This is a genomic window from Mucilaginibacter angelicae, assembly GCF_042434235.1.
GTDB lineage: Bacteria > Bacteroidota > Bacteroidia > Sphingobacteriales > Sphingobacteriaceae > Mucilaginibacter > Mucilaginibacter angelicae.
Genome location: NZ_JBHLTS010000076.1, coordinates 230,184 through 241,211, shown reverse-complemented (window position 1 = coordinate 241,211; position 11,028 = coordinate 230,184). Strand labels below are relative to the sequence as shown.

General features: G+C 41.6%; 9 protein-coding genes. 8 read left to right on the top strand and 1 reads right to left on the bottom strand.

Annotated features, from left to right (window positions below):
* Window positions 1-480 precede the first annotated feature (480 nt).
* The 3 genes from ACFFGT_RS27300 (at window position 481) to ACFFGT_RS27290 (ending at window position 4,350) form a co-directional block, all read left to right on the top strand.
* Window positions 481-1,293: an SDR family oxidoreductase gene (locus ACFFGT_RS27300; RefSeq protein WP_377025680.1), complete on the top strand. Its 813-nt coding sequence runs from the start codon at window positions 481-483 to the stop codon at window positions 1,291-1,293.
* A 224-nt stretch (window positions 1,294-1,517) separates the two neighbouring features.
* Window positions 1,518-1,994: a hypothetical protein gene (locus ACFFGT_RS27295; protein WP_377025679.1), complete on the top strand. Its 477-nt coding sequence runs from the start codon at window positions 1,518-1,520 to the stop codon at window positions 1,992-1,994.
* Window positions 1,995-2,142: 148 nt separating this feature from the next.
* Window positions 2,143-4,350, top strand: coding sequence for a bifunctional alpha,alpha-trehalose-phosphate synthase (UDP-forming)/trehalose-phosphatase (locus tag ACFFGT_RS27290; protein WP_377025678.1), 2,208 nt, complete (start codon window positions 2,143-2,145; stop codon window positions 4,348-4,350).
* A 600-nt stretch (window positions 4,351-4,950) separates the two neighbouring features.
* Here ACFFGT_RS27290 and ACFFGT_RS27285 read toward each other — a convergent pair.
* The gene (locus tag ACFFGT_RS27285) at window positions 4,951-6,735 is read right to left on the bottom strand and encodes a glycoside hydrolase family 15 protein (protein WP_377025677.1); all 1,785 of its coding nucleotides are present in this window, start codon (window positions 6,733-6,735) and stop codon (window positions 4,951-4,953) included.
* 146 nt (window positions 6,736-6,881) lie between these two features.
* On the opposite strand from ACFFGT_RS27285, the gene ACFFGT_RS27280 reads away from it, so the two are divergent.
* The 5 genes from ACFFGT_RS27280 to ACFFGT_RS27260 all read left to right on the top strand — a co-directional run bounded on the left by ACFFGT_RS27280 (window position 6,882) and on the right by ACFFGT_RS27260 (window position 10,895).
* Window positions 6,882-7,517, top strand: a complete 636-nt coding sequence (locus tag ACFFGT_RS27280) for a peroxiredoxin (protein WP_377025676.1) — start codon at window positions 6,882-6,884, stop codon at window positions 7,515-7,517.
* A 141-nt stretch (window positions 7,518-7,658) separates the two neighbouring features.
* Window positions 7,659-7,856 carry a cold-shock protein gene (locus ACFFGT_RS27275; protein ID WP_091207011.1) on the top strand — a complete coding sequence of 66 codons (198 nt, stop codon included), beginning with the start codon at window positions 7,659-7,661 and terminating at the stop codon, window positions 7,854-7,856.
* Between the two features lie 126 nt (window positions 7,857-7,982).
* On the top strand, window positions 7,983-9,215 hold the full coding sequence (locus ACFFGT_RS27270) for an MFS transporter (protein WP_377025675.1): 1,233 nt from the start codon (window positions 7,983-7,985) through the stop codon (window positions 9,213-9,215).
* 290 nt (window positions 9,216-9,505) lie between these two features.
* The gene (hemF, locus tag ACFFGT_RS27265; protein ID WP_377025674.1) at window positions 9,506-10,426 is read left to right on the top strand and encodes an oxygen-dependent coproporphyrinogen oxidase; all 921 of its coding nucleotides are present in this window, start codon (window positions 9,506-9,508) and stop codon (window positions 10,424-10,426) included.
* Window positions 10,427-10,496: 70 nt separating this feature from the next.
* Window positions 10,497-10,895 carry a hypothetical protein gene (locus tag ACFFGT_RS27260; protein ID WP_377025673.1) on the top strand — a complete coding sequence of 133 codons (399 nt, stop codon included), beginning with the start codon at window positions 10,497-10,499 and terminating at the stop codon, window positions 10,893-10,895.
* The last annotated feature ends 133 nt before the right edge of the window (window positions 10,896-11,028 follow it).

Sequence of the window (11,028 nt, the reverse complement as noted above, 5' to 3'; positions counted from 1 at the left end):
TAAAAGAGTGAGGCTATATCTAACGCTCAACATGCTCAAGGCTGTTTGGGATTGCTGTGCTCTCACTCTTTTCACTCATAAAATCATTACAATAATATTAAATGTAAACATAGGAGGGATTGCAGTGTAAAGCCCACAGCGCGCGTAGGGATTGCGGGTAGGAAAGGCGAGGACTTGCAACGAAAAGCCCGGGCCGCAGGCAACGCCCATATTATAAAATTGATCGAAAAATATAATTAATAAACCACTTACGATCACATCATTATAAGAAACGCAGACAATCAACTGAAGGGAGTTAATTTATACCTGTAAAAATAAAATTATTAATAATCCCCGATGAGCAGGTCCGCCCTGTATAGCTCGCGATTGCTTCGTTCCTCGCAATGACGGGAGGGTATAAAAGTCCATAAATCCCGGTTCAGACAAAAACAATTCCCCTCTCAATTCAATTGCTTATATTAAACACAAAAACGTTTATCTATGAGCAATAACCCCCAACTATTAAAAGGACAAGCGGCGCTGGTAACCGGTGCTGATAGCGGCATTGGTAAAGGAGTAGCATTGGCAATGGCTGCTGCCGGAGCCAAACTGCTGATTAACTATGCCCATAATAAAACAGCTGCCGATGATGTGGTAAGCCAGATCAAAGCTTCAGGCGGCGAGGCATTTGCATTCCAGGCCGATGTGAGCCATGAGGAAGAGGTAAAGGCTATGTTTGCCGAAATATTCAAGCAATACGGCACCATAGATATCCTGGTAAATAATGCCGGACTTCAAAAAGACTCCAAATTTGTTGATATGACACTTGACGATTGGAACAAAGTGATCAGCATTAACTTAACAGGCCAGTTTCTTTGCGCCAGGGAGGCTGCCAAAGAATTTATCAGGCGCGGTGTTGTTGAAGAAAAAAGCAAGGCCGCAGGCAAGATCATTTGCATGAGCAGCGTGCATGAAGTTATCCCATGGGCAGGCCATGTGAACTATGCGGCCAGCAAGGGCGGCATTATGATGTTTATGAAAAGTATAGCCCAGGAGCTTGCCCCGCACAAGATCAGGGTAAATGGAATAGGGCCGGGTGCTATACAAACACCTATTAATAAGGAGGCCTGGGATACCCCGGAAGCACTGGACAAATTGCTGACGCTCATCCCTTACAACCGGATAGGGCAGCCCGACGATATCGGAAAACTGGCCGTTTGGCTGGCCTCAGACCAGTCGGATTACGTTACCGGGGTAACAATTTTTGCAGATGGGGGCATGACTTTGTATCCCGGCTTTGCGGATAATGGCTAAATGACATTTTCATGACAACATAAATCGGTTTAGCAAAGAAAAAACGCCATTAATTGGCGTTTTTTCTTTTAGATATTGTAAAATATACACTAAGGTAATTGACAAAATTTAAATTTTGAGGCTATAAAAGGCTATAATTATTAAATATTCATAAAAGTTTAGTAAAATTTGACATATTGATAAGTATACCTTACTTTTGTTATGGATTTAAAATTTAAACGAACATGAAAAAGATATTTTTAACAATAGCAACCGCAGCATTATTTACCGTTAACGCTTTTGCCGATGGTAGCAAAAAATCTGACGGTGGTACAAACGTTTCTTACATTGCATTACACGGCTTTACTGCTGATTTTGCTGAAGCTACCAACGTTAACTGGACTGTAACTAAAAACGTTCAAAAAGCTACTTTCACTGTTGATGGCGTTCAAAAAACTGCTTTCTACAATCTGCAAGGTGAATTTTTAGGTACAACTCAACGTGTTGACAACAAAGCTATCCCAGCTAAAGCCCTTAAACAAATCAACAACGAATACAAAGGTTACGAAGTAGGCGAAGTTATCGTTTACCAGGCTAACACTTCAATCAATGACGCTATCGAGCCAACTTCATACTTTGTTGACTTGAAAAACGACAAACACGAAGTTTTGGTAAGGATCACTCAACAAGCTAACATCGAGTTTTTCCAACAAGTGAAATAATTCCGAAAATTATAACAATGAAAAGCCGTCCCGAATATCAGGACGGCTTTTTTTGTGCTTAAAAATCTCGTTTTTATATCATAAAGCGCATTTCATAAAACAAAAACACTGTTTTCGCCTTTTAAATATTAATTAATATTTAGTTAGTATGTCGAAAACAATAATTGTATCAAACCGCTTACCTGTTAAAATTTCCAAAACTGATGGTGCTTACCATTCATCACCAAGCGAGGGAGGATTAGCTACCGGTTTAGGTTCAATATATAAACAGGGTGATAATGTGTGGATAGGCTGGCCCGGAGTAGAGATAGCCGAACAGGAAGATAAAGACCAGGTTACTAAAGAATTAAAAGACTTAAACCTGATCCCCGTTTTTTTAGATCAGGAAGAGATCAATCAATATTACGAAGGTTTTAGCAACGAGGTTTTATGGCCCGTTTTTCATTACTACGCCTCAACCTATGCAGCCTACAAACAATCAAACTGGGATTATTATAAAGCGGTAAATAAAAAATTCAGGGATATGATCCTGAGCATTGCCGAACCCGGTGATGTGATTTGGATCCATGATTACCAGTTATTGTTATTACCTGCCCTGGTCAGGCAGGAGCTACCCGATGTTTCCATCGGTTTTTTCCTGCATATCCCATTTCCATCCAATGAAATGTTCAGGTTAATTCCATGGCGTTCAGAACTTTTAGAAGGTATGCTTGGTGCTGACCTCATTGGTTTACACACTTTTGATGATGTGCGCCACTTTTTAGGAGCGGCTACGCGCTTGCTCCCGGTATCATCAAGCGCCAATATTATCAGCAATGGTGAGCGTTCAGTTGTAATCGAATCTTTCCCGATGGGGATTGATGAAAAAAGATATTCGTCATTACCGCTGCAGGATGAAGTAAAGGAACAGATTGGCTTAATTAAAGAAAACTTTCAAAACAAAAAACTGATCCTTTCTATTGACAGGCTTGATTATAGCAAGGGGATTTTGCAAAGGCTCGAAGCGTTTGAACTCCTGCTTGAACAATGCCCGGAATGTATTGAACGTATTACCCTTTACATGATCGTGGTTCCTTCGCGAGATACTGTGCCTCAATACGCCCACCTTCGCGATGAAATAGATAAAAAAGTAGGGAAGATCAATGCACTGTACCGCACTATGGACTGGAGCCCAATCCATTATTACTACCGCTCGTTCCCCATCGAAACCCTGTCGGCCCTCTATTATTCGGCCGATGTTTGTTTGGTTACACCCATGCGCGATGGTATGAACCTGGTAAGCAAAGAGTATGTAGCCAGCAGGATAAACAATGATGGTGTGCTGATTATGAGCGAAATGGCCGGATCATCTAAAGAACTCATAGATGCCATAATTGTAAACCCTAATAATACAGGTGAAGTTTGCCGCGCTATTTTACAAGCTATCAATATGCCGCTTGAAGAGCAGCGCAGGCGTATGATCCCGATGAGGCAGCTTGTTGCAAAATTCAACACATCGCACTGGGTTAAAATTTTTATGGACAGGCTGAAAGAAGTAAAACTGATGCAGCGCTCCATGCAGGCCAGGCACGTAAGCAACACTACCGAACAGAGCATCATCAACCGCTATATCAAAACTAAAAAGCGGGTTATCTTTTTAGATTATGACGGCACCCTGGTAAATTTTAAATCGAATATTGACCAGGCTAATCCGGATAAAGAATTATATAATATCATTAATAAACTTGCCGAAGATCCTGCAAATCAACTGGTTTTGATCAGTGGGCGCAAACACGAGAACCTCGACGATTGGTTTAAAGACAATGATATCTATCTCATTGCCGAGCACGGATCATGGTTTAAACAACCAGGCACTTCCTGGCATAAAATCGGCGGGCTCAGCGATCAGTGGAAACATGATATTTATCCCATACTGGAAACTTATGTTGATCGTACCCCGGGCTCGTTCATTGAAGAAAAAACATACTCATTGGTATGGCATTACCGGAAAGCCCAGGCAGGCCTTGGTGAACTAAGGGCCAATGAGCTCATAAACAACTTAAAATATCTTGCCAGTGATAAAGGATTACAACTATTACCGGGGGATAAGGTGCTGGAAGTTAAGAATATGGACATTAATAAAGGCAAAGCTGCTTTAACACTTACCGAGGGCCGCGATTATGATTTTATTATAGCTTTTGGTGATGATTATACCGACGAAGATATTTTTAAGGCCCTGCCCGAAAGTGCAATAACCATTAAAGTTGGCAGTAATCTTTCGGCAGCGAAATTCTACTTGCGAAATCCAGGTGAAGTGAGGAAACTGCTTACGAGTTTTGCTAAATACACGCCGGTGGAAGAGGGGACGCAGGTGTAAAACATAGCGTTAAAAATTAAAGCCCGATTGATCTTTTAAATCAATCGGGCTTTTTTGTACTGATCTGTGAGGGCATCACAGGTATTCGGAAGAAATGGAAAAGCGTGGGATTGTGCGATTCCCTCCCTTGGGAGGGTGTAGGGAGGGGTTTCACTGATAAAGTTATTCGTTTGAAATGGCGCATAAACCCCTCCCTGCCACTACACAACCCCGCCGCACCCCACGAACTGGTCGAAGTTTAGCGACAGCGTAACTTCGTCCTAAAATAGCTTAAGCTTTCAGCTTAAGAATCCTTATTTAAATAGCATTTGAAATGAGCATTTGAACCTGAATCACGGAAGCAGAATGCTTCCATGATTTTAGGACGAAGTTACGCTGTCGCTAAACTTCGACCAGTGACAGATTATAAAAAAAGAAAATGTCATTTCGATTGAGCAGGGACGGGCTGAGAGGTGGAGCGAAAGAGAAATCTTCTACATCAGGCTCTACAATTTATACTTGTAAAAGCAGGGCGTAGAAGATTTCTCCTTACCTCCGATGCACAAATCCCACCCTTGGTTCGTCGAAATGACATTTTTTTCTATTAATGATAAAAGTACCTTACAAAAATATCGGCCTGTCCAGCTTCATAGCAATCCGGTAGGCTGCATTCATCAACCCCACATGGCTGTAAGCCTGCGGGAAATTGCCCCACTGGCTGCCATCTTCCTCATCAACATCTTCACTAAACAGCAGCAGGTGATTTGAATATTGTAACAGGTTGCCAAACTCGCGCTGGGCATCATCCAAACGGCCAACTGTTGCCAGTGCCTCTACATACCAAAAGGCGCAGATGAGGAAAGTGGTTTTAGGCTTACCAAAATCATCGGCATATAAGTATCTGTAAAATAGACCATTTGGCGTTCTTAGCTCTTTTTCCAGTGCAGCTAAATGATCCTTTGCTTTTTGCGAATTGGGATCAAGATAATTCATCATAATAAGCTGTAAAGTACTGGCATCAAGATTACTGCTCCCGGCCGAGTTGGTGTAAACTTTGCGTACCGGGTCGTAACAACTCTCGATGTGCGCGGCCGCACGTTCTTTAAGGGATACGGCCTTATCAATCAGTTCCTGGTTTTGGATGGTGCGCGCCATTTTTTCGGCGGCAGATGCGCCTGCCCATTGAAACAGGTTGCTGTAACAATGGATGTTAGCCATGTTCCTGAACTCCCAGATACCGGCATCCTTTTCGTCGATAGTGTGCTCTATTTTACTTAATAAAAACGCTATCCAGTGTACTGAATCTTTTCGTTCAGAAAAAACAAAACGATGATCGGTATACAATGGGAGCAGGGAGATCAAAACCTGCCCGTAAATATCATTTTGAATGTGTTCGGATGCCTGGTTGCCAATACGTACCGGCTGGTTGCCCATATAGCCGGCTAAGTCGGTCAGGATATTTTCTACAAGGTCTTTTTTACCGGTGATACCATAGAGTGGCTGATAGCGTTCCATTTCCGAAAACGTGATATCGGTAACATAGCCAAAATACTTTTCCATTTCCTCAAAATGACCAATGTGGTTTAGCGCGGTGATCACATAGTAGGTATCCCGTAGCCAGCAATAACGGTAATCCCAGTTGCGTCCACTTCCCGGCGATTCGGGCAGGCTTGTAGTGCTTGCGGCTATAATGGCGCCGGTATCTTCATACTGGTGTATTTTAAGGGCTAAGGCGGAACGGATTACAAAAGGCTGAAAATAGGTGGCGATTGATGAGTGCTTGATCCAGGTACGCCAGTATTGCACGGTTTCGGCCAAAAAACGATCAACAGTGCTGATGAGCGGTGCTTCAAGCGGTTCACCATAGGTCATGGCCAGGTACTTGGTTTCGTTGAGCACAAATGGCTGCTCATCAAAAATATAGCTTATCGGGATATTGGTGGTAAGACGAATATTTTCTTCACCGCCCTGATATTGGATATGATTACTGCCGCGGTTTACGCTGAGTTTAACAGCACCATACTCGGATACAGGCTCGCACTTAACAATAATCCTTGGCGAACCTTCAATCGCTTCAATTTTCCTGATCAGCATCAATTGTTTATAGTAACGCTGGTGCTGATAAAAGCGTGGTGCAAAATCAGTTATGCGGTATTTACCGCCGCTTGCAGGACTTATTTCGGTAATTAAAACATTGGTATTTTCCAGGTAATGTTGTACTGTGGTGTATTCACCTTCAGGACGGATCGAAAACTCTCCGCCTTTTTCCTTGTCAAGCAGTCCGCCAAAAATAAAAGTGCTGTCAAAACGCGGCCAGCAAAGCCAGTCGACATTGGTATTTTTATTAATATGGGCTAAAAAGGCACAATTGCCAATTATGCCGGTATCATAGGTGTGTTTGCTCATGAATATAGTTGTATTATTTCAAACTTCAACAACACAACCTTTGTAATGTTGGCGTAAACAATATGATTATTTAAAGTTTGTTTGCATTTGTTTATGAATGTATAGTAACTTAGTCGTATTAATTTACAACAAAAATTCTATCAATTATGAGTTTAAGACTGGGCGATAAAGCGCCAAACTTCAAAGCAAAAACATCAGAAGGCGAAATTGACTTTTATGAATATTTAGGCGATAGCTGGGGCGTATTATTCTCGCACCCTGGCGATTATACACCTGTTTGTACCACCGAGCTTGGCAAAACAGCTGCTTTAAAAGATGAGTTTACCAAACGTGATGTTAAAGTACTGGCGCTTAGCGTTGATTCGGTAGAATCGCATCACGGCTGGATCCAGGACATTAATGAAACCCAGGGCGTTGAAGTAAACTTCCCGATCATTGCCGATGAAGACCGTAAAATTTCTGAAGCTTATGATATGATCCATCCAAATGCTTCGGTAAATGCTACTGTGCGTTCCTTATTTATTATCGGGCCTGACAAAGCAGTTAAGCTGATCATCACTTATCCTGCATCAACCGGCCGCAACTTCCAGGAGATTTTAAGGGTGATAGATTCACTGCAGTTAACTGCCAATTATAGTGTTGCCACACCTGCCGACTGGAAGGAAGGAGAGGACGTTGTAGTAGTGCCCGCAATCAAGACTGAAGACATCCCCGCCAAATTTCCAAAGGGTTTTACGGCGGTTAAGCCCTATTTGCGCCTGACACCACAACCAAATAAATAATTTTATTTGGTTTATTTAATAATTTTATATATTTGAGGGAAGCTGGATGTCTATTCCTTCTGAACCAATATAAACCTATTTTGTTTTCAGTTTGGTTTTAGTAGATCTTAACACGAATTTTTTATTACTATTATTATAATTATGAAAACTGGAAAAGTAAAATGGTTTAACACACAGAAAGGTTATGGCTTTATTATTACCGAAGAGGGTAAGGATCTTTTTGTACACTTCAAAGACGTGCAAGGCGGCGTAAATGCCATAAAAGATAACGACAGCGTTACGTACGATGTTGAAGAAGGCAGAAAAGGTTTACAGGCAGTTAACGTGAAAAAGGTATAAATATATAAAGTTATTGAAAAAAATTTACTCACAAAACCTCTGCCTTAACAGGGGTTTTTTTTGTGCTGATTTTTTTGTTTTTATCTGAACAAATCGCCTACATTAGCCAACCAATTTTTACACTTTATGACCGATGCTACCAATGCCAAAGTTACAGGGAATGCTATTTTCTTAGTACTTGTTGCTTCCCTGGGCTATTTTGTTGATATATACGATCTTTTAGTTTTTTCGATAGTACGGATTCCCAGCCTTAAAGATATTGGCTTAAATGCCCAGGAAATAACTGATAAAGGCCAATTTATCATCAGTATCCAGATGTTGGGATTGTTGCTTGGCGGCATTATTTGGGGTATTGTAGGCGATAAGCTTGGCCGCATTAAAGTGCTTTTTGGTTCGATATTACTTTATTCTATCGCCAATTTTGCAAACGGCCTGGTTCATGATGTAAATACTTATGCCATTGTGCGGTTTATTGCCGGGCTTGGCCTGGCAGGTGAGCTTGGCGCAGGTATTACTTTGGTTAGCGAAACATTAAGCAAGGAAAACCGCGGATACGGAACCATGATGGTTGCCGTTATTGGTTTATTTGGTGCAACAGCAGCTTACGCGGTAGCTAAATTTGGATGGCGCAATGCTTACTTTGTAGGCGGCGGTTTAGGTATATTGCTGTTGCTGCTCCGCATCGGTACTTTTGAATCGGGCATGTTTAAAAATGTAGAGAAAAGCGATGTGTCTAAAGGCGACATATTTATGCTGTTTACTAACTGGGAACGGTTAAAAAAATACCTCTTTTGTATCCTGATAGGCGCACCGCTTTGGTATGTGGTAGGTGTACTGATCAGTTTTTCGGATAAGTTTGGAGCTGCATTAGGGGCCAAAACGATAATTAAACCTGGCGATGGTATTTTTTACAGCTACATTGGTATTGCCATTGGCGATATTGTGGCCGGCTTACTGGCCCAGGTTACCAAATCGCGAAAATTAACCATGGCTGTATTTTTAATACTTTCATTGGTAAGTGTGCATTTTTACCTGAGCGATAATGGCATCACACCTGAACGCTTTGCGGTACTGAGTTTCTTTATGGGATGCACAGTTGGGTACTGGGCAACTTTTGTGACCATAGCATCCGAGCAATTTGGCACTAATATCCGCTCAACGGTTACCACCACAGTGCCTAATTTTGTACGCGGCTCATTGATCCCGATAACATTAGCATTCAACGCGTTCAATGCTAAATACGGGTATATCAAATCGGGATATATTATGATGGGTATCCTTACGGCAGTCGCATTATTATCCTTAAGCCAGCTGAAAGAAACTTTTGGTAAGGACCTGAACTATGTGGAAATAAGCTAAAAAGTCAGGTGTTCAGTTTTTGAAAAAGGGGTGTTCAAAATGTTTAATGTTGCAGGGATGTAAAATTGCAAACCGCTAATAATCAGTGTTTTATTTTTTAATCTGTTAAAACATGAACATTTAAATAGCTGACTATCAATTATTTGATTTTATCTATATGTTTACACTTAAAAAGTTGAACATGCTGAGTTTTCTCTTATCAGTGCGATACAACAGCTACATTAATCCTCCTTTACTGCTTTACAAAAGGCTTCCCCGGCAATCTTCAAAATTCATTACTTTTACAGCCTATGATCAGCAAAGAACAAATAGCCGAAGATTATAAGCAAATACAGGATGAGATCTGCGCCGCACTTGAACAATTGGATGGCGCAGCAAAATTTGAAGAGGAACTTTGGGAGCGCGAGGGTGGAGGTGGTGGCCGTACCCGGGTTATCCAGAATGGGAAGATCCTTGAAAAAGGCGGGGTTAATTTTTCAGCAGTTCACGGTCATTTGCCCGATACTATGAAGCGGGCGCTGCAGGTTGAGCAGGATGATTTTTTTGCTACCGGCGTATCTATTGTGATCCATCCCAATCACCCGCTGGTGCCTATCATCCATATGAACATCCGTTATTTTGAAATGCCCTCAACCATGGGCGATAGCCAGAAACCGGTTCGCTGGTTTGGCGGCGGTATTGATTTAACCCCTCACTATGTAATTGAAGATGATGCCCGTTTTTTTCATGGAGGCTTAAAAGCTGCCTGCGATCAGTATTATGCCGATTTTTATCCCCGCTTTAAAAAATGGGCCGATGATTATTTCTACATCAAACACCGTAACGAAACCCGCGGCATAGGCGGCATATTCTATGACAGGCTCACCGCCAATGACGAATTGAGCTGGGAGGATATCTTTGAATTTTCAAAATCAGTTGGCCGCTCGTTTGCACCATTATACACCGAATTGGTAAACCGCAACCGCGATAAATCATTTACAGAAGCGCAGCAATTGTTTCAATATCAGCGCCGCAGCCGTTATGCCGAATTTAACCTGGTTTATGATGCAGGTACCAAATTCGGGTTGGAAACCAATGGCCGCATTGAGTCGATACTGATGAGCCTACCGCCTACAGCCAAATGGGTTTATGACTATCATCCGGTAGCTGGCAGCGAAGAGGAAAAAACACTATCTTTACTAAAAAAAGGCATTAACTGGGTACAGGGTTAAGCTGAAAGCAGAAAGCTAAAAGCAAAAGGGAAGGAAAAAAGCTTTCAGCTTTTAGCTAATAATATCACCAATGAAAAAATCTATTCTACCAATAATCATCACATTATTGCTATGCGCTTTCCGCTTTGCCGATAGCCCGCTGAAAGGCAACTGGGAATATCGCGGCGGCATAATTAACGGAAAGCTTGATGCAGCCCCTACAGCCTATAAACTACAACGCATTTACGATGATGAGCATTATAAAGCTAAAGTAATAGAGGATGGGGAAAAAACCGTAATATATGAAAAAGGCGATTACCAGCTAAAAGACGATACCTGCTTTGAAACCCAGACCTATTGTATGCAGGAGTCAAAACTGCTTAATAAAACCATAAAATACAACTACACAATCAGTAACGATACGCTTAAACTGCTTTCGGTTTTGCCTAACGGCAACAAGGTTGAAGATTACTGGGTAAAAGTTAAATAAACCCTGATTAAAGTAACAAAATTGTTGTGTCCATGGCAATATGTGCCGCGCTTTCTTGTTACTAAGTTGGCGCAATACCAAGTATTTTTTTAACTTCGCAGGTCGTTGAAAAATCAATTTTAACACGCAATTA